This window comes from Bacillus sp. FSL W8-0116 (genome assembly GCF_038003825.1).
GTDB classification, from domain to species: Bacteria; Bacillota; Bacilli; order Bacillales; family DSM-4216; genus Bacillus_O; species Bacillus_O smithii.
Genome location: NZ_JBBOPY010000001.1, coordinates 192,916 through 217,869, shown reverse-complemented (window position 1 = coordinate 217,869; position 24,954 = coordinate 192,916). Strand labels below are relative to the sequence as shown.

The window sequence follows — 24,954 nt, the reverse complement described above, 5'->3', positions numbered from 1 at the left end:
CTTACACCATATCGAAGTATGATAGATGGAATGAAGCCAAAATATCATGGATCGAATGGGGCTGATTCGTCTGTTGTCGATAGGTTGTTTAGAGCATATGAAAAAAGGCCAAAAACCTAACGAATCCAGGTTCTTGGCCTTTTTAACAAGTCTTTTATCTTTTTGATTTGACAGTAAAAGAAAGAAGAATAAGTACAGCGACAATGACCAGACAGACAATCGTTCCAATGATATTTTGTTTATTAAAAATAAAAGCTAAAAAGATGAAAGATAAACAAATGGCAGCGATAATCGTCGTATAAGGAAACCCTTTTACCTGAAAAACAGGTTTTTCCGAGTATTGAGGCCGGAGCTTTAATTGGGCTAAACATATCCCGATCCAAATTAATAAAACGGTAAATCCCGGAATGGTCATAAGATAGCTGATGACTTGATCAGGGGTCATATAAGCTAGAAATACACCCACTAATATACAAATGGTTGTTAATAATATTCCGTTTAATGGAACGCCTTGTTTGGACGTTTTCAAAAAGGCCTTAGGAGCTTCACCTGTTTGAGACATCGTAAACAATGTTCTGGATGTAGCGTATATTCCTGAATTAGCAGCTGACAGAACAGCCGTTAAAAGCACAAAATTCATTACATGAGCAGCGCCTGGAAGTCCTGAGAAGCCGAAAACTTGCACGAAAGTACTTTCTTTAGAGGATACTTGATCCCAAGGAACGATTCCGCAAATGATGAGAATGGGCAGGACGTAAAAAATAATGACTCTCCAAACGGTTCCTTTAATAATTTTCGGCAAAACACGCTGGCTGTCTTTTGTCTCCGTGACACTGACTCCAATTAACTCAGCTCCGCCGTATGAAAACATCACCACTAAAAAGGCACTGAACGTTCCACCTAAACCATGGGGGAAGAAACCGCCATGGGCCGTGTAATTTGATAAGGAGGACGTGGTACCGGGAAAAATCCCTAGCAAGATTAAAGAACCTAAAAGAATAAAAGCCATTAACGTAACAATTTTAATGCCGGCAATCCAATATTCAAGTTCGCCGTAGTATTTTACTTGAAATAAATTGATTCCCACGATAAAGGCAGCACAGATGAAACTTAACAACCATAATGGCATAGAAGGAAACCAGTATTGCAAAAAACTTCCGGCTGCCAGCAATTCAACGACAGTTACAATAATCCAATTAATCCAATAGAGCCATCCGACGATAAAGGATATCCGATTGCCAAAAGCTTTATTGATCAGATGCTGCACATTGAGTTTAGGATAAACAATCGCCATTTCTCCTAATGCGACCATGACAATAAAAAGAAATAGTCCTCCAATTAAATAGGCAAGCACAACACTGGGACCGGCCATATTGACAGTGTCCGAGCTTCCTTTAAATATCCCTGTTCCAATCATGCCTGCCAAAGCAATAAATTGGACATGTCTTGGCAACAGTCCCTTACGTAAACCTTGATTTTTTTCTTCCATGTTTTCTCATTCCTACTATTCTTATTTTTTTACTTTTGCACTAAAGCATTTTAATCATATAACGTTTTGATGTTTAAATGCTTTTAAGCACTAAAGTTTTTGATATTACTATATCATAATGAAGCACTGTGTCAATGTAAGTTTAAAAGATCGGGAAATTACGAATAAACTGATTTTTGAAGATGTAGGTATAATCCAAATTGAAAAAACAAATGGGGACTTATAAAAGAATGTCATATTTATCATTATCTGAACAGAAGGTTTCTATTATCGTAAAATAGTATAGGAAAGTGATTTAAGTCATAAAAATGGATGGAGGAAAAACGCTCAATCGATCTTAAGGGATTTACTATAAAAAATTTCGTTTTCCTTTTAAAAAAAGCGAACTTGACCTATTCACTCGTCACAGCAGATCGTAAGGGGATAGTGTATTTACAATCCTAATAAAATGTAGGACTAGTAAAGAAAGATAACGGTTAAACATCTCTTCATGAAGCGTTGATCAATAATGAGGGGGTTACTCTTTCGGATGGCAGGTACACAGAAAGTGTGTTTTGGAATCGTTGCCTAAACATCCTTTTATTTATATCCTAAAAAGCATATTGTTGTGAACGGACTGAAATTCAAAATTCATCGTAAATGATCTTCTTAAATGTATTTTTGTTTTTCCGGAGCGGTCCAAAGGAAGTAGCCGAAAACAAGAGCAATAATACAGCCGACAAAAGTGTACACCAGCCGACCGATCATTAAATCAAAAGAAATGTGTTTTCCTTTGCCAAGCAAAATAAAAAGCTACCATTGCCATTGAATAATATACATAATTTTGGGTCTTTAAATAACTGCGAATTCCACCGATGAACGCCACTATGACGACGATCCACAGAATGGACAACGGAAATATTAATATGGCGCCACCAATCAGAACGCCGAAAAAAGTTCCAAGAGCGCGTTGATAAATTCTAGAAGGACTGATAGACGTTTTTCTTTGGAGCACCAAAACAACAGTCAGACTGATCCAATAGGCATGTGGATTCTTTAAATATAATTGAATCACTTGTGCTACGCTCAAACACAAAACGACACGGATCGTATAGAGCCAAGCACGAAATGTTTTCAATCTGATTAGCCAGTATTTACATTGCGTAAAAAAATCAACATTGGAGGGATTGTTGGATAAGGATTTGCTAAACGGTTTCTTTTTTATAAAAAACCGATAAGAAACAGAAAAACAGAGAAATAGAAATACAGCCCATATTGAACCTAAAGAAAAAAACAAACCTATCAGCAATGGGCTGATCTGTGTGGGCGGGGATATACCTGCACCGATCATCGATAAAATAGTAAAACGCATGCTGTTCACAGCGAACGTACGATTCAGGCCGCCTACTAGAGAAACTAATCCGTTCACAAACACCAAAAAGATACTAGCTGATAGCGAATGATGATTTCCAATAAATTCTCCTAAACCAATGGCAATAAATCCTGCGACGATGGTCTGCTCATAGTTTAAAACTTCTTCCTTTAACGAATGATCCACATTTGGAGGGTTCATAAAAAGACTGCCTAGAGCAACGATGAATCCCGTTTCTACATGGCCGATTAACGCACCGACAATAATCGGCAAAGCCATTCCTAAAGCACTTGAAAAAATTTGCAATTTCGGGACAGGAATAGAAGGATCCCATTGCAAAAAGTATTTCAAAAAATTCAGCGGTTTATGATTCATTTCTTTCCTCCTGTTTCATTCTCTACCATTCATATTATGGAATAACCTAAGAATAATGAACAACCTTACCCCGATAAAAGTACCGGAATAAGGTTGCTGAAATAAATGATCTTTATTTAATGGACAAGTGGAACTTTAAGTAAAGAATCTGGCTTTGTATAGATTCTATTTGATACTTTGGTTCGTTCTATTTTGTTTCAGGAATGGCGCAGCTTCCATCAGCACAGCTTACATTATCTTCCGTTGAAAGGTCTTCAAAGGCAGGGGAAGCGGATTCTTCTTGCCATACTTTTTGCAGAGCACCAACAAAGGTTTCCAATGGTTGAGCACCAGAAATGGCATATTTTTGGTTGATGAGAAAGAATGGAACACCTCTAATGCCATATTGCTGCGCTATGGCTTCGTCTATGCGGACATCATTGGCATAAGCATTTTGATCGTGAAGAACGTCTAAAGCTTGCTTGCGATCTAGCCCGGCTGCTTCGGCGATATCGGCTAATGTTTCGTGATCCCCAATATGCTTGCCTTCCGTGAAGTAAGCCCGAAAGAGTTTTTCGGAAATGTCCGCTTCTTTCCCTTGAGTTTTTGCAAATTTTACTAAACGATGAGCGTCGAAAGTATTCGTCGGCTTCATTCGATCAAAATCGAAAGAAAGTCCAACGCTGGCGGCTTGTTGGCCTATACCTTGATTGGTTTGTTTCGCTTGTTCGATACTCATTCCATATTTTTCTGCAATGGCTTCATGTATGCTTTTTCCACTGTTTTTTGGTGCATTCGGATCCAACTCAAAGCTTTTGAATTCAATTTCTACTTGATCTTTATGCGGAAATTGCGATAAGGCCATTTCTAATCGATGTTTTCCTATATAGCAAAATGGACAAACGTAGTCAGACCATACTTCAATTTTCATATGGAACACCTCATATTATTGGATTCCACCATATAGTAACACAAAGCTGATTAAATCCCACGTATCTTGCTCAATGTGTTGTTATTCCTTATGCTCTATGTAAAAAGTGAAGAGGATTGGATGAAAAAGCCAAGCTTGCTAATTGCGGCTTTTTCCTGTCAAAACAAAATAATTTATGAAATAAGAAGAAATATAATATGATATAGGAGGAAATATCTTACAGACCGATAAGAATTAAACCCATACTTATCAATTTAGCGAAAATCTAAACTAACTAAATGGTTTGGAGGCATTATGGCACAAAATAAACCTAGAGTTTTTATTGGATCTGCAAGAGAGTCAATTGATTATGTAAATGCTGTACATGAAGCACTTAGTTATGTTGCAGAAGTTACTCCTTGGTCTGCTGGAGCTTTCAATCCTTTAAATTACACAATGGAAGATCTCGAAGCGCAATTATATAAGTTGAATTAAAGATTTACAACTGAACACACAAACGATCGATCGTTTGTTCTGGTTTCTGGTTGATTCGCTGAATAAAGGCTTGGACATTCTTTCTAATTTCTTGCACACTCGAATAGAACACGTTGTAAATCACGTCTGATTTCAGCCATTTCCATAGCCCTTCAATCAAGTTCAATTGCGGACTGTATGGTGGCAAAAAGACGAGCTCTAACCGATCTTCGTGTTCTTTTAAAAATGGCTGAATGAGTTTGGCATGGTGAATTCGAGCGTTATCTAAAATCATCACTATTTTGCCTGTGGGATAGCGTTCTAACACAAGTTGAAGAAATCGAAGAAATGTTTCCGCGTCATAGCATTCTTCTTCGATGCAAAACACTTCCCCTGTTTCGTAGTTCAACGTGCCAATCAGCTTCAGCCCTTGATGTTTTCCAAACGTCGGAATGATTCGTTGTTTTCCTTTGACAAACCATGTTTTTTGAATCGCTTGGTAATCACGAATCATCGACTCATCTTGAAAGAGGACATGGGCGATGTTCCCATCTACCAGTTTTTTTTTACTTCAGGGAAGGTGATTTCGACGAATTCTTTTTGTTTCTCTTCATCGGCATTGGCTAGTGTATAGGTCGGTTTCGTATAGCTTAGCCCTAACCGATGCAGAATGTCACTTGTTCCGCGAAGCGTGTATGTTGGCCCCCACTTTTGTTGAATGAGTTCAGCGATTATCGCAAGCGTCCAATTATATTTTGCTTCGAATCCCACATCTACGGGGAGCTGATGTTCAATGATCAAAGCCAGCTCTTTTTCCTGCTCAGGGGTCAATCGACGTGGGGCGCCAGGTGAGTATTTCATCTCCAGTCCATCAAGACCGCGCTGGGCGTAGGCATGAATATAGTTATAAATAGTTTTCTTGGATCGACCAATAATCGTTGCGATTTCTCCTTTGGTATATCCCTGCAAATGAAGATAAATCGCTTGGTAGCGTTCATATGCTCGTTTACTTTTTGCTTCTTTCATGGCAGTGGACAACTTTTCGATCTCGTCTTTGTGATTTGGCATCATATTTTCTCTCCGTTCCCCTATTTTCTCTTTGTATTTATTCGCCGTGGAACGGGAGAAAACCTTTATTTCAATTTATATAGATCAAAATGACTTTGCTGTTTTCATATTCTCCCCAGACGATATCGTAAATATACGGGGTACAACGTCTGTCATGACACGAGATAATACATTGTTTGAAATGGGTCTTTTTTGGGGAAGGTTAAGAAGAGGACGGGTTTTTTACTTGATTCCGAATACAGTACCTAAAGTTTTAAACGAAACAGAAATCGAAGGTTATCGCCTGCCTACAGATTTAATTGGAATTTCTCCTTTGAAATATGAAGTGCGAGAAAAACAAAATTTTGCTGCTGCAGTAAATGTAGCTTGCAGTCATATAAAACGAAAAATTCAAGAACAGGGACCTTATGAAGACCCGGCTATACTTTTAGAAGAAGCAAAATTAAGACAAAAAGAGCGGGACGCAGTGGCTCTTTTTACCCTTAAATTAACCAAAGAACTTATTCATTCTGATGAGACCAAAATCTACGATTACTTGTCTGATGCACTTCGAAGTGTATATGCTATTCATCCACTATTCAGTATAGACGGAGTAGGCGTGTGGAAAAAAGAAGGTAATGATGGATTAAGACATGTTGCAGGAAAAGTAGGACGAGTCGATTTTTATCCTTTTACAATAAACGATGGGAAAAAAGAAGAGGACGAAGATAGGATTCTGGTTATCGATAGCTTTTTAAAAGGGGAAGAATTGGTCCTCTTAACAAAAGATCACTTGTTTAAAACTTATTTAATATGCTATCCTATAGGTAATGAATTGGTTATAACTGTAACTATTTCCGGGTCAACCTTTTTAACTGATGATGAAATAGGATCCCAATTTCTTGCAAACTATGAATTGATGAAAACAATCCATTATCTTTTTGGAGGTGCTTCTGAATGACAAGGTTTATTAATCCGGCAGTGAAAAGAAAGGTTTCTGCCAAGGATTCATATAAACTTGGCGAGCCTGTTGTTGGAGTAAAGGCAGTGGCACCCGTTAAAGGTAAGGAACAAGTCGGAGCCGTAGTGTATAAACGCAAAGCAAAATACGGTGACCTTTTTGAAAATTGGGCATAAGAAACTTATTAAGTTTTTTTAAAACACTTCAATCTTTATGGTGAAGTGTTTTTACTTTTATGGAGGAATAGTTCTTTAGGCGTTTCTCGAAGATTCGTCATACCAATTCCATCGACATGACCTGAATCGATATACTGCTTGTTGCCTTCTCAACGATTTCCCCTTTTTGATGAAAAAATGACACCAGAAGTAGTAGCTTGGTGTGTCGTAATAACTTTTGATCAAAAATAATTCCTTCTTAAAGACGTTCTTCTCACTTGTTGTGAAAAAAACATCCTTATTCCATTTCAGCCATCCGTTACTAAAAAACAAAACCCTCCCTTCAAACCTATTTTTATATTTTTTTACAATTTAAGCAATCCTTTATTTAAATGGATAAAACCATATTTTTTTCACAAAAAATTGATCATGGAAGGATGATGGCTAGTCAAGAGGTAAGTGTAGTATTCAATCATTTGACAAGTAATTTTTTACTATAGATAACGATTTATTATACCTTAATTTGCTACTAAGAAAACCAGACAATCGATTTCCATTTTCATTCGTTTTTGTCATTTTGATACAATCATGGTAGGGAAAAAGGGGGGTTTTCATGTTTAAAATATTGATTGTAGAAGATGACATCCAACTGGTTCGTCTACTTGAAAAGCATCTACATAAATTCAACTTTGATACAAAATCAATAGAAAATTTTGAAACAGTCAAAGCTCAATTTGAACAATATGATCCACATCTTGTTCTTTTAGATGTGAACCTTCCTAAATTTGACGGGTATTATTGGTGCCGTCAAATTCGCACCATTTCCACTTGTCCCATCTTATTTATTTCTGCACGCGACAGCAAGATGGACCAAGTCATGGCACTGGAAAATGGAGCGGATGATTATATTACAAAGCCCTTTGATTATGAAATTGTGACGGCTAAAATCAATAGTCAATTAAGACGCGCCTATGGGCCGTATGCCCATTCTAACAATGAACGAATGGTGATTGTGTCGGGTTTAAAGCTGGATCTGGAACGTTTGTTGCTTTCTTTAGAGGATCAAACCATTGATCTAAGTCTCACGGAAGCCAAAATATTGGATGAATTGATGAAAAAAGCAGAGAAAGTCGTGAGCCGTGATCGACTATTAGAAAAAATTTGGGATGATCAAGCGTTTGTGGACGACAACACTTTAAATGTGTATGTCACACGGGTCCGGAAAAAATTAGCTTTATTACAGATTCATGATGCGATCGAAACCATTCGTGGCCAAGGATATCGATTCATGCCAAACTGGGAGACGAAAAAATGAAGCTTTTTATACGAGATCAACTGCCGCTCTTTTTTCTTTACTTCGTTCAATTGTTCGTGGTGACGTCCATTTACTGGCTGGATGGTTATCATCATTTGACGATTAGTTTATATGCGATCTTTCTCAGTACTTGTCTTTTGATCGCCTATCTTTGCTACAGATATTGGACGAATCGTTCTTTTTATCAACGATTAGAAAAGCCGTTGACTTCAATAGAAGATTTTACGAGCGAATGGCAGCGATCCCCTCTATCTGAAAGTTTACATCAACTTCTCATCAGTCAATTCGATCATTATAAAAGAGATTTACATAACTATAAATATAAGCTGGAAGATCATGTACAATTTATTCATCAATGGGTACATCAAATGAAGACTCCCATATCCGTTATTCATTTAATTATTCAAGATGAGGATGATGTTCGTTTTCGGGCCATTGGTGATGAGCTTGATCGTTTAAAAAAAGGATTAGAAATGGTTTTATATACGGCTCGTTTAGATTTATTTGAACACGATTTTTATGTAGAAACGATTCAATTGGAAAAAATGGTCCGTTCAGTTACATCCAGTCAAAAACGTCTTTTTATTCGAAAACACGTTTTTCCATCGATAGAAATCCCTGAAAACTTGACTATAGCCACTGATGAAAAATGGTTGTCTTTTGTTTTGACACAACTGATCACAAATGCTGTAAAATATACGATTCATGAAAACCGAAAAGTATATTTTCGCGGATTGAAACAGGGCCGTCATATCATTTTGGAAATACAAGATGAAGGGGTGGGAATACCCGAAAGCGATTTGCCCCGTGTTTTCGAACCATATTTCACTGGCGAAAATGGTCGTCATTTCCAAGAATCCACGGGAATGGGTCTACATTTAGCGAAACAAATTTGTGAAAAATTGGGCCACCGTATTGAAATAGAATCGAAAGTGGGTCAAGGTACGACGGTTCGAATTCTCTTCTAGCAATCAGAAACCTTACAAAATTGTAAGTCAACTGTAATCTTACGAAATGGTGAGGAAGCGGGTTTCTCGATAAAATGAAGATACCAATGATCAGGGAGTGAATTCGAAATGTCGATTTTAGAAGTGAAACATTTGGAAAAAATTTATGAGGGCAAAGTGGCCTATAAAGCGTTAAATAATATCCATTTTTCTGTTGAAAAAGGCGAATTTGTTGGCATTATGGGGCCATCTGGAAGCGGGAAAACCACTCTTTTAAATGTGATCGCCACCATTGATCGACCTACAGCGGGTGAAATTTTCATCAATGGGAAAAACCCCCACACTTTAAGTCGAAAGGAGACGGCGCTGTTTCGAAGACATGAGCTTGGTTTTGTGTTCCAACACTTTAACTTGCTCGATACTTTAACTGTGGAGGAAAACATAGTATTGCCGCTAACCCTTGACGGCGTCAGTGTACGTGAAATGAAAAAAAGACTTGAGGTCGTTAGTGAGAAACTAGGAATCCAATCTATTTTAAAGAAGAGAACGTATGAAATATCAGGTGGTCAACAACAGCGAACAGCGATTGCCCGTGCCATCATTCACAAACCTTCTTTGATTTTGGCTGATGAACCGACAGGAAACTTAGATTCGAAGTCTTCCCAAGATGTAATGGAAATGCTGACAAAGATCAATGAACAGGATGGCGCTACTTGTTTGATGGTGACGCATGATGCTGTGGCCGCCAGCTATTGTCATCGCGTGATTTTTATTAAAGATGGACAACTTTATAATGAAATTTACCGCGGCGATAACCGCCAAACTTTTTTCCAAAAAATTATCGATATGCTTTCTTTATTAGGGGGGGACAGTCGTGAACTTTCCACAGTTCGTCTATAGAAATGTCACCCGAAACAAAAGAACGTATGCCGCTTATTTTTTCAGCAGCGCCTTTTCTGTTTTGATCTTCTTTGTGTATGCTTTGTTTATTTTTCATCCTGGAATCAAAAAAGGCGTCACTGCCATTACGGCGGTGGAATTAATGAAAGCAGCGGAAATGATCATGTACGTATTTTCTTTCTTATTTGTACTTTATTCTGTCAGTACCTTTCTAAAATCCCGTAAAAAAGAATTTGGAATTTTGATGATGCACGGGATGACAAAGGGACAATTGGTTTCTATGGTTTTTCTGGAAAATATGCTGATTGGAATCGGCGCGATCATTACAGGAATTATTATTGGCCTCATTACTGGAAAATTGTTTTTAATGATTGGATCGAATATGTTTGGACTGGAATCTTTGCCGTTTTACGTTTCTCCAAAAGCATTGTTCTTGACGATTGGAGCCTTTTTCGTTTTATTTTTCTGCATTTCCTTATTCACTACCATACTCGTTCAAGTCAACAAACTGATTGATCTTTTCCAAGCAGGAGAAAAGCCGAAAAAAGAACCAAAAGTATCCAAACTTTTATCGCTATTCGCAGCTATTCTTTTAACGGTTAGTTATTACTTGGCCGCAACGACAACGATAGGAAACATGATGTCTCGAATATTGCCGGTCATTGGAATGACTATTGTCGGAACTTATTTTTTCTACACACAACTTTCTGTTTTTATTACAAAATTATTGCAAAAGAATCGATCTTTCTTTTGGAAAAAAACGAATATTATTACGATTTCAAGTTTAGCTTATCGTTTAAAAGACAATGCCCGCATGTTTTTTATGGTCACCATCGTTTCCACTGTGGCATTTTGCGCAATTGGGACACTCGCATCCATGAATGTAATGAATCGCCAATTTCAAAAAGATAATCCCGTTGCCGTCAGCTATCTTGCATTGGATCGATCACCAGTGCATCAACAGCATTTACAGCAGATCGAAAAGGATTTTCAAAAGAAGCATCTACACTACAAAAAATTTCAATTGCCAGTCAAAATCGTAAAAATGAAGACTTTTGATCAAACATCGTCTTCACGTTCAACGGAGCAGCTGTTACCGGTTCTTTCTTTTTCACAATATAAAAAATTGTCTAAGTTGGCAGGGCTGGATGTTCGAGAAAAACCGCTGGCTGGGAACAAAGCACGCTCTTTGTCATCATCAACTTCTTTTCGAATCAAGCCGAAAACGAAAACATATGCGATCCCGCAGCAAAATTTAACATGGAAAGATTTAACGTACACGAAAAATGCGGTTTTTCCTTTTCAGTTTTTTCATGAAGGCTTGGTTGTCAGCGATGAGTTATATCCTAAAATCAAACCTGTTAAGTGGGAAACTTTCACAGGCTATTACACAAAGCGGTTTGAAAAAACGGAAGGAATTGCCGATCGTTTAGTAAACAACGGTTTCGCCATTCCTGATGAAAAAGGGCCTTACTCCATGATGGTCAGCGGTACTATTTATGCCAACCAGATGAGTATGTACAAAACGATGCTATTTGTAGCTTTATTGATTGGAACAGTCTTTTTCGTCGCGGCAGGAAGCTTTTTATATTTCCGTTTGTACAGTGATTTGGACTATGACAGACGACAATATTTAACCATTAAAAAAGTCGGTTTGACCGACCAAGAATTGAATCAAATCGTCACTCGTCAAATGGCGCTGCTGTTCTTTGTCCCCATTGTCGTCGCCTGTATTCATAGCGCCTTCGCTTTTATGGCTTTGCAAAGTTTTTATATCTTATCCATTGCTAGAGAAATGATCATCGTATTAGCTTGTTTTTTCATCGCCCAAGTCATCTATTTCTTAATCATTCGCTCGCGTTATTTGCGAAACCTCAAAAAATCGCTGATTTAATCATAAGTGTGCGGAAGCCTCCATTTGAATGGGGGCTGTTTGTATGTCTATATGAAATATGCATTTCTTAAAGCAGTTAAGATTCCATTTATTTTGCCATCTAAATTCTTTATTTTTCTAGCCGATAAAAAGAATGTGGCGCCATACGGTTTAAAGGACAGCTTCGAATCTAATTTTAAATCTAAAACTCCCCTCTTTTTCATTCAAACCCTTTCTTAAAAAATTAAGGATTGGGCTATCTAAAAGCAAAAGGATAATGAAGAAAAGGGGAGATTAAAACCGGCTGTCAGCTCTTAGATTGAGACATATTCAGGCAAGCAGCTGGTAACAAGAGCGGGAGAGCGTTTTTGAATCGAGGTTATTCGCCATAGATCGCTGATACTAACATTATGAATGGACAATCGGAGGATTTGCAAATGACTAACATGAATCAACTGCAACAATTATTTCCTAGTGCTGATGGAAATGAGGAACAACGAAAAAAAATTTTAGAATATATCAATACTATTTTTACTAAAATCGATGAATTAAAAGATCCTTCCAAATTAACTTTAGGAGAAATGCCCAATTACACAAAAGATTATTATAATCGTGTGATCAAAGAGGCCAATGTACCGAAAAAAGGATTGCCAATGGAAGTAACGATTACGGAACTGATTGATCTGGCAAAAGGTCACCGTTTTGTGAATAGCAATTATGTAGCAAATGTATCACCACTGCCGAATATAGCCAGTATTTTAGGAAACTTAGTCATGGTTCTGTTAAATGGGAATGCCCTTTGGGATGTAGAGGGGTCAGGTGCAGCTAAAGCGGAAGTCATGGTGACGAGCATGCTGTCCAAAATGGTCGGGTATGACGAAAATACAAGTGCCGGATATGCAACGTGGGGAGGACAAGGAGCCGTCTTTCATTCATTACGAATCGCGATTTCTCGTCAATTCCCGGATTCGAATAAAGAGGGGGTTCCTAAAAACATATTTTGTTTCTGCTCCGAATTATCTCATTACAGTCTTTATAAAGCAGCAGAAGCAACAGGTATAGGTGTCAACAACATGATACGTGTGAAGGTTAATGATGACCATTCCATGAATTTAGAAGATCTGAAACTCAAAATGGAACAAGTGATCTCTGAAGGTGGAATACCGGTTTACGTCCTCGCGACTATGGGAACAACAGACACCTTTGGTATAGATGATATTGAAGGTATAAAGGCTATCACTAGCGAATTAGAGCAAAAATACAGCTTAAAACCCATTTATATCCATGCCGACTCTGCTATGGGGGCAATGTACACATTCTTTAATGAATATGATTTTGTGAAGAATCCATTAAAATTCGAAGATCGTGTTTCTTTAGTTTTAAAAAGATACCAACAAAAATTAAAAAGTATACATTTAGCGGACAGTATGGTCTTTGATTTTCATAAAATGGGCCAAACCCCTTACATATCAAGTTTATTTCTGTTAAAAAACAGGGAAGATTTAAGGTTTGTAGACTTAGATGCTTCTGAAACGCCTTATGTCGGCAATAGAGGGTATGGAAGTTATCATACAAGCTACACGCTGGAATGTTCTCGTATGGGTAGTGCCATTACTATATATGCTTCACTGTTATCGATGGGGATTGAAGGCTACCAGTCACTGTTGGCCAACTATATTCGTGTGAACATAGCTTTTAGAGAATCTTTGCTAAGAGAGTTTGCCAATGTAGCTGTGACAAACGAAATAGCGCCAGTGACAACTTTTAGATTTTATCCGAACGAAGTTCTTTGGAAAGAAGAACTAGGAGGGAAATTAACAAAAGACGAAGTAGTGGCCATTAATGAATATAATAGTGGATTTGCTGAATTAATCGGAGCCGACAGAGACAGGATCTATTTTGGCAATACATCCAAACAAAGATTAATTCCTGTTCGTGATAAGACCAAAAGGCTACCTGTTTATGCACACAAATTCTTCTCCATTTCACCATATACGACAATGGAAGAAGTAGACAAATATATAACCTTTTTGAAGGAACACATGAATATTTATCAGAAATCTCTATTTCTAGTATGATATTGTAGAGATAATGAATGGAAAAGAATCCAAATGAAGCGAAAAACCGATAGGGGATATGCCTATCGGTTTTTTATTATGCTTTAAATTTAGTAATCATGGATTGCAAATCGTGTGCTAACTCATTTAATTCTCTGGAAGCTTCGTATAATTGGTTGATGGATTCTAATTGTTGTCCAGTGCTTTCTTCTATTTCACGAGTGAAGTTTGAGTTATTTTGTGCAATTGCTTCAAGGTCTTTGACAGATGCCGTAACTTCTTCTGTTCCGGCAGAAATCTCTTGAGATGCGGCTGAAACACCTTCGATTTGACTAGAAATTTGGTCTGCAATCTCTTTAATTTTAAAGAAAAGTTCTCCGGTTGTTTGAGCAATTTTGGTTCCTTTTTCTGCTTCAGCTGTTCCATGCTCCATAGCGGAAACAGCGTTGTTGGTTTCATTTTGGATCTCTTCAATGATTTTGGCAATCTTCTCAGTAGAATGGTTAGACTCTTCCGCCAACTTTCTGACCTCTTCCGCTACGACCGCAAACCCTTTACCGTGTTCGCCTGCGCGAGCCGCTTCAATCGCAGCGTTAAGAGCTAATAAATTCGTTTGGCTTGAAATGTTGGTAATGACTTCGAGAATACCGGTAATTTCGTTTGAACGTTTTTGTAGCGAAGTGATCACATGACTGGATTGTTTTACAGTGTCATTAATGATTCTCATTTGTGAAATGACTTCATTGATTGCGTCTAGACCATTTATTGCGTAATCTTCCATACGTTTAGATACGGTAGAAACTTCTTGAGCTGATTGTGCGATCGTGTTGATTTCAGTCGCGATTTGTTCGATAGCTCCTGCTGATTCTGTCACTGATACTTCTTGTACTTGGATCCCATCGATCATTTGTTTAATGTTATTACTGATGATGACAGAGTGATCTTTCGATTGTTCCGTAACTTTTGATGCTAATTCGGATGATTGTAATAAGGTATCAGAGGTTTGTCTCATTTTCCCAATCATTGATTTTAATTCGGACGCCATTTCATTGAATGCTTCATTCATTTTCCCTAAATCATCTTCTCTGGTAGGAAGTTGAATATCAAGATTTCCGTTTCTCATTTCGTTAATCCCCGTTAATAACTGTTTTAAGGGTTTGAAGCTTCTGCGACTAACCCATACTTGAATAAGAATGATCACGATAATGGCAGGTATCAGAATCAACAATGAGTTAAGCAAAAATTTTTCCGTTCCATCCTTCACCATGCTCGCATCCACGTCTACTCCAAAGAACGCCCATACGTTGCCTGTACTGTCTTTAATGGGATAAAGCACGGTCACCCAAGTTCCGAATTGGTCTTCATACACATCCGAAACGGTCATTTTTTTTGTTTTATTTAATTCTTTAATCGATTTAGCGATCGTTTTCGGTTGTTCATATAAATCACCGACGTTGATTCCGTTTTTTTGTAAACCTTCTTTTATATTTGTGGGTGTCGCAATAATAGCGGATTGATTTTTTTGATTCAGTTTGGTTCCCATTATATATGCTTGGGCAACATTTGGATTGGCACTCGAAATTTTGTCAAAAAAAGCGGTTAATTTTCTTTGGGTTTTACCATTGAAATCTTTTTCGTATGCAGCTTTCTCAACTAGAGAGGGATTAATTTCTTTTCCCCAACGTTGTGCAATATTCGTCGCTTGCTTCTCCATTTCTTTTGTCAATACTTCGTTTTGAATGGATAAACTTGAAAGGATAAGTACGGTTCCGACTAATAGAATGAGTGCTGTGGTTGCAACGATGGATTTTGTTGCAAATGAAAGTTTTTTAAATTTGTTTAAAGATAACTTTCTAAAAATATTCATGTTGAAATCTCCTTTTCTTTTTCTATAGCTTATATCGGTCATTTCAATGAAAGTTATAGGGATAGAACAATAAAACGCGTTTTTCGTCTGCCAATGAGAATTTGAAAAAATAGGGGGAATAAAGAAATTCATAATCGTAAGAGATAATGCGAAGAATGCCGATAAGTTATTTTGCAGCCTACATTCGTTGTGATAAAGCTATTGTTCTAAAATAATCAATTGTAAGTGGGGATAATTGATAAATCTGAAGGCACCTACAATATGTACTGGACCTTCCTCAATCTTGTATCGATTAAAAGGAGATGCATGCAGAAAAACTAAAAACGTTCTTTGTATGCGACAGTTTTTTTATTATTAAGAAAGCGAAAGTGAAGAAATCGATAGTAAAATTGTAAAATATAAAAAATTCTGATAACATACTATCTAGCTAATTATCAAATCACTAGAAATGAGAATGAGGTGGCTATCATCATGTTATTTATCGAAAAAATTAGTTCTTTTGCAGGGAAAACCTTTACGTTTTGGGTTATTCTTTTTTCCATTATTGCTTATATTTTCCCAGATCATTTCAAATGGATCGGAGCCTATGTCGTTCCGTTGTTAGGAATTGTCATGTTCGGGATGGGACTCACATTATCCGCAGCCGATTTTAAAGAAGTATTTCGTCGGCCAAAATATGTAGCTCTAGGTGTTATGTGCCACTACATTATCATGCCGGGGTTGGCTTTCTTATTGGCCTGGGGATTAAATCTGCCGCCGGAAGTGGCTGTTGGCGTCATCTTGGTAGGATGCTGTCCAAGTGGAACGGCATCGAATGTGATGGTGTTTCTAGCAAGAGGGGATGTGGCCCTCGCTGTGTCGATCGCATCGGTTTCAACCATTCTAGCACCGATTGTTACTCCGTTACTTATTTTGCTACTGGCAAGCAAGTGGGTAGACATCAATATGTGGTCATTATTCGTCTCTATTATTCAAGTGGTGATTATTCCATTGGCACTCGGATTTGTCATTAGGAAATTCTTTGGCAAGCAGGCGGAAGCAAGTGCAAAGGCGCTGCCGCTAGTATCTACCATTGCGATCGTTATGATTGTAGCAGGTGTAGTGGCAGGCAGTCACGATAAGCTGGCTACCACAGGTCCGCTTATTTTTGCTGTCGTTATCTTGCATAATGTCCTCGGCTTTTTGCTGGGATTTTTGCTTGCTCGTCTATTCGGAATGGATTTAGCCAAACAAAAAGCAGTGGCAATGGAAGTAGGAATGCAAAATTCGGGATTGGGTGTCGCCATTGCAACCGTTAATTTTTCGCCAATAGCAGCTGTGCCTAGTGCGATTTTTAGCGTTTGGCATAACATCTCCGGTTCCATTCTCGCAACGATTTTCAGACGCATGGGAGAGAAAAAAGAACAAATATCAGAATTAACAATAAGTAAGTAAACATTTTTTCTATTCATTTGCGAATGAACGTCAACCCGGGAGATCTTATTGTAGGAGATGACGATGGTCTCATAGTGGTCCCAGCAGAGGAGGCAGCAGAGATTTTATATAAAGCCAAAAAAAGTCCCAAAAAGAGAAAGAGATTTTTCAATCCATAGAAGATGGAACCGTAGACAGAAGCTGGATTGATATTGCCTTAAAAGAAAAAGGCTGTGAAATTTACGACACTTCTTTATGAAATGATGGAGGTAGTCAATGAAACCAAAAGTTTATATCACGAGGAAAATTCCTGAACCATTCATAAACCGGTTAAGTCTTATTTGCGATGTGCGAATGTGGGAAAAAGAAGACACCCCTGTACCGTATGAGATTTTAAAAAATGAAATAGAAGATATTGACGGTTTATTGTGCATGTTAACAGACAATATAGATGATTCGCTCATAAGAAAAGCAAAAAGGCTTAAAATCATTGCTAATATGGCCGTCGGTTATAATAATATCGATATTAACAGCGCAACCAATCATGGTATTATGGTCACTAATACACCGGACGTTTTAACAGAGACGACGGCTGATTTAACGTTTGGACTATTGATCGCAGCAGCACGTCGTCTAATCGAAGCATCTGATTATTTAAAAAATGGAGATTGGAAATCATGGTCTCTCATGCAATTAACGGGGCAAGATGTATATGGATCCACTTTAGGCATCATCGGATTAGGACGGATTGGCGAAGCTTTAGCAAAAAGAGCAAAAGGTTTTGACATGGAAATTTATTATTTTAACAGAAGGCGTAAATACGAAAAAGAAGAGGAATTAGGGGTTCAATATGCTCCGCTTGAAGAGCTTCTGAAAATATCGGATTTCGTTTGTATTATGACCCCTTATACCCCGGAAACGAAAAATTTAATCGACTATGAACAACTTTCTTTGATGAAAAAGAATGCGATCCTCATCAATACGGCAAGGGGAGGCATTGTGAATGAAACAGCTTTGTACCACGTTTTAAAAAATGGGGGAATTGCGGGAGCAGGGTTAGATGTCTTTGAAGAGGAGCCCGTATCTTTAGATAATCCTCTATTAACTTTACCGAATGTCGTCGCCCTTCCGCATATAGGCAGCGCCAGTACTGCGACCAGAATGAAAATGGCTGATCTTGCCGTAACGAATTTAATAGCCGGTGTTCAAAACGAAAAACCTAAAAATCTGGTAAATTGTATACGGTAAAAAATGAATCGCCACTTACGATGAAAGTGGTGATTCATACATAATTTTATTCCTATTGTTTTTCCTGATTATTAAACGGAAACGTATTTCCAAATACAGGGTGAGTGAATTCCTGAAAACAAGGCAACTTCATTGTTAGCCAAGCTCGACAACTCTGAATAGTTTATAGAAGCATGAAAATAGTTTTAAGATGAAAGATCGGCGGCATCGATGGACGATCGAAAATAACCACTAAATACGGAGTAAGAAAATTTCTAAGTGAACGTGATGACGCTTCTTTTAAGTAAAATATATAGGCTTCCAATCGAACACAAACAATATTAATGTATATTGACTAAGAAACGATCATCCTATATGATCATGACAAATTTAGTAAATGCTATGAAAAGGACATGAGTTTTTCTTAACGGTTTACAGAGAGGGAAGGGTAGCTGAAAACTTCCTAACGCTGCAGTAAAACTTACCCCCTTGGAGCAGTATTGGTGAAATCATAGTAATCAATACCGTCGTTGCTACGTTACAGCAAAATGAGCCGTCACTTTTGAATGGTGATGGGAAGTTGGGTGGAACCACGGGTATAGAACGCACGCTCGTCCCTTCGGAAAATCTTGAGATTCAACGTGTAGAAATATCACGCGAAGAGGCTAAAAAAATTTTTGCTGACGATCCTTTAAAACTAGAACTGCTAGAAGATATTCCACTAGATGGCGTTGAGACAGTCTATCGTCAAGGGGAATTCGTTGATTTGTGCCGGGGACCACATTTGCCATCTACTCGATTCATTAAAGCATTTAAATTAACTCATGTATCAGGTGCTTATTGGCGTGGTGATAAAAACAATAAAATGATTCAACGTATTTATGGTGTAGCTTTTGCTTCAAAAAAAGAATTAGATGATTATTTTCATTTTGTCGATGAAGCACAAAAAAGAAATCATCGTAAATTAGGCAATGAATTGGAATTATTTATGTTTTCTGAGGAAGCACCTGGAATGCCATTTTATTTGCCAAATGGTCAAATCATTCGAAATGAATTAGAGTCCTTTTTAAGAGAGCTGCAACATTCATATGATTATAAGGAAGTCCGTACGCCCATTATGATGAATCGGCGATTATGGGAGCGCTCCGGACATTGGGATCACTATAAAGAAAATATGTATTTTTCCGAAGTAGACAATCAAAGTTTTGCTTTAAAACCAATGAATTGCCCCGGACATATGCTTATTTTTAAAGATAAGCTTCACTCCTATCGAGACCTGCCGATTCGAATGGCAGAGTTTGGGCAAGTCCATCGCCACGAATTCAGTGGTTCACTAAACGGCATGTTAAGGGTTCGCTCATTCTGCCAAGATGATGCCCACATATTTACCACACCGGAACAAATAGAGGAAGAAATGACATCTGTACTAAAATTAATTGATTATGTTTACAGCACTTTTGGTTTTGAATATGACATTGAGCTTTCTACAAGACCAGATGATTACATGGGCAGTGATGAATTATGGGATAAAGCAGAAGATGCTTTAAAGAATGTTTTGAAGAAACTTGATTATGAATATAAGATCAACGAAGGAGATGGCGCATTTTATGGGCCAAAAATTGATATTCATATTAAAGATGCCCTGAAAAGGAGTCATCAATGTGCCACAGTCCAGCTGGATTTTCAATTGCCTGAAAAATTTGATTTAACTTATGTAGATGAGCAGCAGAAAAAAATCCGCCCAGTTGTGATTCATCGTGCTGTCTTTGGATCCATCGACCGTTTCCTCGGTATTCTAATTGAACATTTTGGAGGTGCCTTCCCTACTTGGCTGGCACCAGTTCAAGTAAAAGTCATCACTGTATCCAACATTCATAAAGCGTATGCAGAAGAAATTACACTGCGATTAAAACAGGAAGGAATAAGAGTTGAACTTGATTTGCGTGATGAGAAACTCGGCTATAAAATGAGAAAAGCCCAAATGAAGAAAATTCCATATATTTTAGTCTTGGGCGATCATGAACGTAAAAATCAATCCGTTCATGTTAGAAAATATGGAAAAGAGGAATCAAAGGAAATGAAGCTGGAGGATTTTATCTCTCGTTTAAAAAATGCCATCGAAAATAGATGCCTTGATAATAGAAAGGGAAATAGTGAAATGTAAGTTCTATTGCAAGATTTTCGAATCATTGCTTATTATAAAATATTCTGTGATATTTTATGTAAACTTAAATAAGGATTTATTCCTGCGTTGTTCTTCATCCAAAATATCGGCTGACAAAGATGATTTCTGTAGTAAATGAATAACATTAGGGAGAAAGGGAAGCAAACGTATTTTTTTCCTTTCTCTCAAATTATAGGTTGCTATTGTGGAGGGGTTGAAAAAGGAATGGATGTTCTTTTGTAGAAAATAAAGGTGTGGAGAATAGTTTTTTTAGAAAGGAAGCAATTAAGATGCGACAAATCATTGCCCTTGGCGGCGGAGGCTTCTCAATAGAACCGGATAACCCATTATTAGATTTATACATATTGAAACAAGCCGAGAAAACTGCTCCAAAGATTTGTTTTATCCCCACTGCCAGTGGAGATTCAGATCATTATATCTCCAGGTTTTATAACTTTTTTAATAAACAAAAGTGCAAACCGTCTCATCTGTTTTTATTTAAACCGCCTACAAGAGATTTAGAAGCGTTTATTCTGGAAAAGGATATTATTTATGTCGGAGGGGGAAATACAAGAAACTTATTAGTTTTATGGAAAGAGTGGGGGGTGGATCATATTTTGAGAAAAGCTTGGAACGAGGGATCGTTTTAGCCGGCATAAGTGCTGGTTCAATATGTTGGTTCGAAGAAGGCGTCACAGATTCTTTTGGAGAGAAATTAGAACCAATCAAATGCTTAGATTTTCTCAAAGGTAGTCATTGTCCTCATTCTGATGGAGAGTTAGACAGAAGACTTTTGTGGTGAAACCTTTTTCACGGTGGCTAACGAGAGCATTACTTCAACAAACAAAGCAGGAAATCATTCTCTTTGTTGAAATGAAGAGGAGTTTAGCGAAATAATAAATATCAGAAAAATATAAATAATGCTATAATTAATAAAATCATTCAAAGTGCAGGAAAAATTGAGTAATAACTATTAATGAGCCAGCTCTATTGAGATGATGTATAAAATTTTGTGTCAAGCATTTAGTTAGACCAAAAGAAAAAGGTAGGGTATTCTCTGATTTGGCAAAAATCTTAGAGAAAGGAGTACCCTACCTATGTCTAAAAGTATATCGAATATAGATTGGATGAATCAACTGGAAAACGTTATTCGTGAGTTTGTAAAGGAAAAATTAGAGCTGATCATGAAGGAAGAAATCCAGACTTTCCTCGAAATGGAACAAGAGGGAACGTCGAATAGAAGAAACGGCTATTACCATCGAAACCTAGACACGCAGTATGGTCGTATCGAAGGACTTTCTGTTCCAAGAGACCGAAACGGGGAATTTCAAACGCAGCTGTTTGCCCCTTACCAACGCCATACGGGCTGGCTCGAGGAAGCCATCATCAGGATGTATCAAAGTGGCATGAGTACGCGTGAAATTGGCAAGTTTATTGAACGAATTTTAGGCAATGCCTATTCTCCTGCAACGATCAGCCGTATGACCGATGTAGTGAAGGAAGACATCGAGAAATGGCACCATCGTCCACTATCCAAACGTTATTCTGTCTTATATTTGGACGGCTTGTACGTGAAACTTCGCCGCGATACGGTAGAGAAAGAAGTCATTTATGTGGTGTTAGGAGTGAATGAAGAAGGGTATCGAGAAATTCTGGATTTCTTCGTGGGAGGACAAGAAAGCGCCTATGGATGGCGGGAGATTCTCCAACAGCTCTACAAAAGAGGCGTCAAGGAAGTGCTTCTGGGCGTATTCGATGGACTACCGGGGCTGGAGGAAGCCTTTAAGGCGGTGTATCCGAAAGCCGATGTGCAGCGCTGTGTCGTTCACAAAGTCCGCAACACCCTAAATCGTGTTCGGAAAAAAGACCAATTCGAAGTGGCCGAGGATCTCAAGCTGATTTATCGTGCGCCGAATAAGGAGATGGCGTTACAAATGTTTCAACAGTTTGAGTCGAAATGGTCCAGCAAATATCCAAGAGAAGTTCAATCTTGGGCCAATGAGTTGGATGTCCTCCTTACATTTATGGATTATCCAAGCAGTATTCGAAGTGTGATTTACACGACCAATGCCATTGAACGAACGATCAAAGAGATTCGGAAACGTCTAAAGCCGATGAACAGTTTGAGTAGTTTAGAAGCCGCTGAAAAAGTCGTGTATTTGACCATCCAAGATTTTAATGAGAAATGGGCAGGACGAAAATTACGAGGATTTGCTGAAGCCTATGAAACCCTTCAACAAATGTTTGAAAAACGTTATAACTAACCAAATATTGTAAACGAACAAAATAAAGGGATTCTCCCTTTCCACACAGGAGACTGAATATTCAGTCTCCTGTGTGGAGGAAATCGAACCCCTATCCATTCCAAATCCATTTCAGAGATATCCTATCTATCTTACATAACACAAAATTCTTGACGGTACCTCTATTGATGATCTTTGAAATAAGGTGATAATGATGAATATTGATTTTCTCCCTGATAACGCTTTTATTGATCCAAGCGGTCAAAATATAAACGAAGTTGCTAGCCTAATTAAGAAGTTTATAGATTTAGCTGTGGAGAATTCTGCTAGTGCGGATCAACGTTCACCTTTATCTCGAATGAAAAAATATACTTTTGGCGAGTTTTCCGTACAAGGGATGTCATCTGAAGGTATTTTTCTGCAATTACATGAGATTTTAAAAAATTCGCTGAATCCTCTAACTCCTAACTATATCGGTCATATGGACTCTATACCTACTCTCATTTCCTGCTTAGGTGAATTTATAACAACTACTCTAAATAACAATATGTTGAGCCTTGAAATGTCTCCTTTATTTTCTCAAATGGAAGTACAGGTGTTGCGGAACATTGCTCGAATGTTTGGTTACGATGAGAAGAGCGGGGGAGTAATGGTAAGCGGCGGAAGTCTTGCGAACTTACAAGCACTTGCAGTGGCGCGCAATCACTATTTTTCAGTTAAAGAGGAGGGGCTAATTGGGTTAAAAGAACAGCCAGTGATCTTGGCTTCAGAAGCCAGCCACACTTCCCTACATAAAGCGGCAATGTTGCTGGGGTTAGGAACATCTAGTGTAATCGCGGTTAAAACAAATCAAAATTCTCAAATGGATACCTTAGATTTAGAGAAAAAAATTCATAAAATGAGGGAAAAAGGTAAAAAACCGTTTGCAGTTGTGGCAACGGCCGGGACCACGGTGACGGGGAATATTGATCCTATCTTATCCATCGCTGAAATAACAAAGAAGTATGGACTATGGTTACATGTTGATGCTGCTTATGGCGGGGCATTGGTTTTTTCTGACAAACACCGCAAACGACTTTCTGGCATTGAAAAAGCTGATTCTATAACTTTTAATCCTCAAAAATGGATGTATGTAGCAAAGACATGTGCTATGGTCTTATTTAAGAACCGCGACTTGTTGGAAACAGATTTTCGTATTTCAGCACCATATATGAATCATACAGATTTTACAAATTTGGGTGAAATTTGTGTACAAGGTACCCGTCATGCTGATATTTTAAAATTATATTTGTCTCTTCAACATATTGGATTGAAGGGTTATGACCAGCTAATAAATGAAGGTTATTTAAGAGTCGATGAATTTGTCAAACAAGTGAAAAAACGTCCCTATTTGGAATTAGCAAGCGAACCTGATACCAATATATGTTGTTTTAGGTGGAGGCCCAAAAATCTCGATGCAAAGCAATGCGACCAATGGAACTTGGAGTTACAACAATGTCTATTACAAAAAGAAGGGGTGTTTTTCTCTTTGCCGACTTATAAGGGAAAACGTTGGTTAAGAGCTGTTTTATTAAATCCTTTTACCCCAATCTCCACTATCCAAAAAATTTTTAAAACGATAGATGATTTTTATATCCATTATCACAGTTACAAATCTTAATGGAGCTATTCCGTGAAAATTAGTGCTGGAACTATCTAACCATCACCTGTTGTGAAGCCAGCTTCAAAGTGAGCTAAACTTGATTTTTCATAATCTTTCATTGGTTGTCTGCGAACGTTTGTTTCTGTAAAGTCGTTAAACTTAACAGATTGACCATGTTGAACAATGTTTTGAAAAAGTGGTTTCATATAGACAAACACGAATTGAATTTATAAAAAGGCTTTTTATTACACTTGCCATTTGACAATTCTAAATGTATCGTTTAGATTGTAATCAAAATAAAAGATCGGAAGGGTGAACCAACTAAATGATTTTCTAATCCTATTCACGAAAGTCAACAATTAAAGGCTATATTGGCAGAAAAATCTCCGCTTCATTTTCATTTATGAGGCCTTTAATTGTCGTTTTTCAGAATAGGATTGGACTTTCATAGGTTGGATCTAAAGGATCGTTTCTTTTGGTGTGCCCTATGATTTGTGCCTCCTATTCTGAATGGATATAGGAGGCATTTTTTTGTCTCCTAAACTCGGGTACAAGGAGATGTTGA

Annotated in this window: 17 protein-coding genes, 3 pseudogenes and 1 other annotated feature; of the genes and pseudogenes, 14 read left to right on the top strand and 6 right to left on the bottom strand. The window is 37.8% G+C overall.

The genetic code is table 11. The features are described from left to right. Positions 1-154: 154 nt before the first annotated feature. The 3 genes from N1I86_RS00960 to N1I86_RS00950 form a co-directional block, all read right to left on the bottom strand. Complete coding sequence (locus tag N1I86_RS00960) at positions 155-1,489, bottom strand: amino acid permease (protein WP_341094481.1); 1,335 nt, start codon at positions 1,487-1,489, stop codon at positions 155-157. A 751-nt stretch (positions 1,490-2,240) separates the two neighbouring features. Further along, positions 2,241-3,215, bottom strand: coding sequence for an FUSC family protein (locus N1I86_RS00955; protein ID WP_341094480.1), 975 nt, complete (start codon positions 3,213-3,215; stop codon positions 2,241-2,243). A 187-nt stretch (positions 3,216-3,402) separates the two neighbouring features. Beyond that, positions 3,403-4,125, bottom strand: a complete 723-nt coding sequence (locus N1I86_RS00950) for a DsbA family oxidoreductase (RefSeq protein WP_003352875.1) — start codon at positions 4,123-4,125, stop codon at positions 3,403-3,405. Between the two features lie 294 nt (positions 4,126-4,419). Here N1I86_RS00950 and N1I86_RS00945 point away from each other — a divergent pair, with 294 nt between their 5' ends. After that, positions 4,420-4,599: a hypothetical protein gene (locus N1I86_RS00945; RefSeq protein WP_341094478.1), complete on the top strand. Its 180-nt coding sequence runs from the start codon at positions 4,420-4,422 to the stop codon at positions 4,597-4,599. Between the two features lie 4 nt (positions 4,600-4,603). Here the strand turns inward: N1I86_RS00945 and N1I86_RS00940 are convergent. Then, a protein-coding gene (locus N1I86_RS00940) for an IS630-like element ISBs2 family transposase (protein WP_076611651.1) occupies positions 4,604-5,649 on the bottom strand; the annotation gives its coding sequence in 2 pieces (ribosomal slippage) (positions 4,604-5,143 and positions 5,146-5,649; 1,044 coding nt in all). 43 nt (positions 5,650-5,692) lie between these two features. Between N1I86_RS00940 and N1I86_RS00935 the strand changes: the two genes are divergently transcribed. The 7 genes from N1I86_RS00935 (at position 5,693) to N1I86_RS00905 (ending at position 13,854) form a co-directional block, all read left to right on the top strand. Next, entirely contained in the window at positions 5,693-6,586 is an 894-nt protein-coding gene (locus N1I86_RS00935; RefSeq protein ID WP_341094476.1) for a TIR domain-containing protein, read from the top strand. Next, complete coding sequence (locus N1I86_RS00930; RefSeq protein ID WP_003352877.1) at positions 6,583-6,762, top strand: hypothetical protein; 180 nt, start codon at positions 6,583-6,585, stop codon at positions 6,760-6,762. The genes N1I86_RS00935 and N1I86_RS00930 overlap by 4 nt, the downstream gene beginning before the upstream one ends. A 592-nt stretch (positions 6,763-7,354) precedes the next feature. Then, complete coding sequence (locus N1I86_RS00925) at positions 7,355-8,056, top strand: response regulator transcription factor (protein WP_270583792.1); 702 nt, start codon at positions 7,355-7,357, stop codon at positions 8,054-8,056. After that, positions 8,053-9,024, top strand: a complete 972-nt coding sequence (locus tag N1I86_RS00920) for a sensor histidine kinase (protein WP_327798339.1) — start codon at positions 8,053-8,055, stop codon at positions 9,022-9,024. The genes N1I86_RS00925 and N1I86_RS00920 overlap by 4 nt, the downstream gene beginning before the upstream one ends. Before the next feature lie 108 nt (positions 9,025-9,132). Beyond that, positions 9,133-9,903 carry an ABC transporter ATP-binding protein gene (locus N1I86_RS00915; protein ID WP_341094474.1) on the top strand — a complete coding sequence of 257 codons (771 nt, stop codon included), beginning with the start codon at positions 9,133-9,135 and terminating at the stop codon, positions 9,901-9,903. Further along, the gene (locus tag N1I86_RS00910; RefSeq protein ID WP_048623344.1) at positions 9,878-11,797 is read left to right on the top strand and encodes an ABC transporter permease; all 1,920 of its coding nucleotides are present in this window, start codon (positions 9,878-9,880) and stop codon (positions 11,795-11,797) included. The genes N1I86_RS00915 and N1I86_RS00910 overlap by 26 nt, the downstream gene beginning before the upstream one ends. Positions 11,798-12,222: 425 nt before the next feature. Then, on the top strand, positions 12,223-13,854 hold the full coding sequence (locus N1I86_RS00905) for a pyridoxal phosphate-dependent decarboxylase family protein (protein ID WP_341097208.1): 1,632 nt from the start codon (positions 12,223-12,225) through the stop codon (positions 13,852-13,854). Between the two features lie 76 nt (positions 13,855-13,930). Here the strand turns inward: N1I86_RS00905 and N1I86_RS16650 are convergent, their stop codons facing one another. Together N1I86_RS16650 and N1I86_RS16645 are read right to left on the bottom strand one after the other, a co-directional pair. Beyond that, complete coding sequence (locus N1I86_RS16650; protein WP_422677778.1) at positions 13,931-14,740, bottom strand: methyl-accepting chemotaxis protein; 810 nt, start codon at positions 14,738-14,740, stop codon at positions 13,931-13,933. 132 nt (positions 14,741-14,872) lie between these two features. Further along, positions 14,873-15,100, bottom strand: a pseudogene (locus N1I86_RS16645) (HAMP domain-containing protein); the annotation flags it as partial. Positions 15,101-16,171: 1,071 nt separating this feature from the next. On the opposite strand from N1I86_RS16645, the gene N1I86_RS00895 reads away from it, so the two are divergent. From N1I86_RS00895 to N1I86_RS00870, 6 genes and pseudogenes are all read left to right on the top strand, one after another. After that, a complete protein-coding gene (locus tag N1I86_RS00895) occupies positions 16,172-17,134 on the top strand; it encodes a bile acid:sodium symporter family protein (RefSeq protein WP_003352878.1) in 963 nt (320 codons plus the stop codon). A gap of 255 nt (positions 17,135-17,389) precedes the next feature. Then, a complete protein-coding gene (locus N1I86_RS00890; protein ID WP_341094469.1) occupies positions 17,390-18,361 on the top strand; it encodes a 2-hydroxyacid dehydrogenase in 972 nt (323 codons plus the stop codon). A 372-nt stretch (positions 18,362-18,733) separates the two neighbouring features. After that, positions 18,734-18,962 (top strand) — a binding site (T-box leader). Next, a pseudogene (thrS, locus tag N1I86_RS00885) lies at positions 18,963-20,504 on the top strand (threonine--tRNA ligase); the annotation flags it as partial. A gap of 290 nt (positions 20,505-20,794) precedes the next feature. Continuing rightward, a pseudogene (locus tag N1I86_RS00880) lies at positions 20,795-21,294 on the top strand (Type 1 glutamine amidotransferase-like domain-containing protein); the annotation flags it as partial. Between the two features lie 307 nt (positions 21,295-21,601). Continuing rightward, entirely contained in the window at positions 21,602-22,768 is a 1,167-nt protein-coding gene (locus N1I86_RS00875; RefSeq protein WP_341094467.1) for an IS256 family transposase, read from the top strand. 193 nt (positions 22,769-22,961) lie between these two features. Then, positions 22,962-24,407, top strand: a complete 1,446-nt coding sequence (locus N1I86_RS00870) for a pyridoxal phosphate-dependent decarboxylase family protein (protein ID WP_341094465.1) — start codon at positions 22,962-22,964, stop codon at positions 24,405-24,407. Positions 24,408-24,954 lie beyond the last annotated feature (547 nt).

Coding starts and splice junctions, on each gene's coding strand:
- N1I86_RS00915 (WP_341094474.1), top strand. CDS start 9,133: ATGTCGATTTTAGAAGTGAAACATTTGGAAAAAATTTATGAGGGCAAA.
- N1I86_RS00875 (WP_341094467.1), top strand. CDS start 21,602: ATGTCTAAAAGTATATCGAATATAGATTGGATGAATCAACTGGAAAAC.
- N1I86_RS00920 (WP_327798339.1), top strand. CDS start 8,053: ATGAAGCTTTTTATACGAGATCAACTGCCGCTCTTTTTTCTTTACTTC.
- N1I86_RS00930 (WP_003352877.1), top strand. CDS start 6,583: ATGACAAGGTTTATTAATCCGGCAGTGAAAAGAAAGGTTTCTGCCAAG.
- N1I86_RS00890 (WP_341094469.1), top strand. CDS start 17,390: ATGAAACCAAAAGTTTATATCACGAGGAAAATTCCTGAACCATTCATA.
- N1I86_RS00945 (WP_341094478.1), top strand. CDS start 4,420: ATGGCACAAAATAAACCTAGAGTTTTTATTGGATCTGCAAGAGAGTCA.
- N1I86_RS00905 (WP_341097208.1), top strand. CDS start 12,223: ATGAATCAACTGCAACAATTATTTCCTAGTGCTGATGGAAATGAGGAA.
- N1I86_RS00960 (WP_341094481.1), bottom strand. CDS start 1,489: ATGGAAGAAAAAAATCAAGGTTTACGTAAGGGACTGTTGCCAAGACAT.
- N1I86_RS00955 (WP_341094480.1), bottom strand. CDS start 3,215: ATGAATCATAAACCGCTGAATTTTTTGAAATACTTTTTGCAATGGGAT.
- N1I86_RS16650 (WP_422677778.1), bottom strand. CDS start 14,740: ATGATCGATGGGATCCAAGTACAAGAAGTATCAGTGACAGAATCAGCA.
- N1I86_RS00950 (WP_003352875.1), bottom strand. CDS start 4,125: ATGAAAATTGAAGTATGGTCTGACTACGTTTGTCCATTTTGCTATATA.
- N1I86_RS00870 (WP_341094465.1), top strand. CDS start 22,962: ATGAATATTGATTTTCTCCCTGATAACGCTTTTATTGATCCAAGCGGT.
- N1I86_RS00895 (WP_003352878.1), top strand. CDS start 16,172: ATGTTATTTATCGAAAAAATTAGTTCTTTTGCAGGGAAAACCTTTACG.
- N1I86_RS00925 (WP_270583792.1), top strand. CDS start 7,355: ATGTTTAAAATATTGATTGTAGAAGATGACATCCAACTGGTTCGTCTA.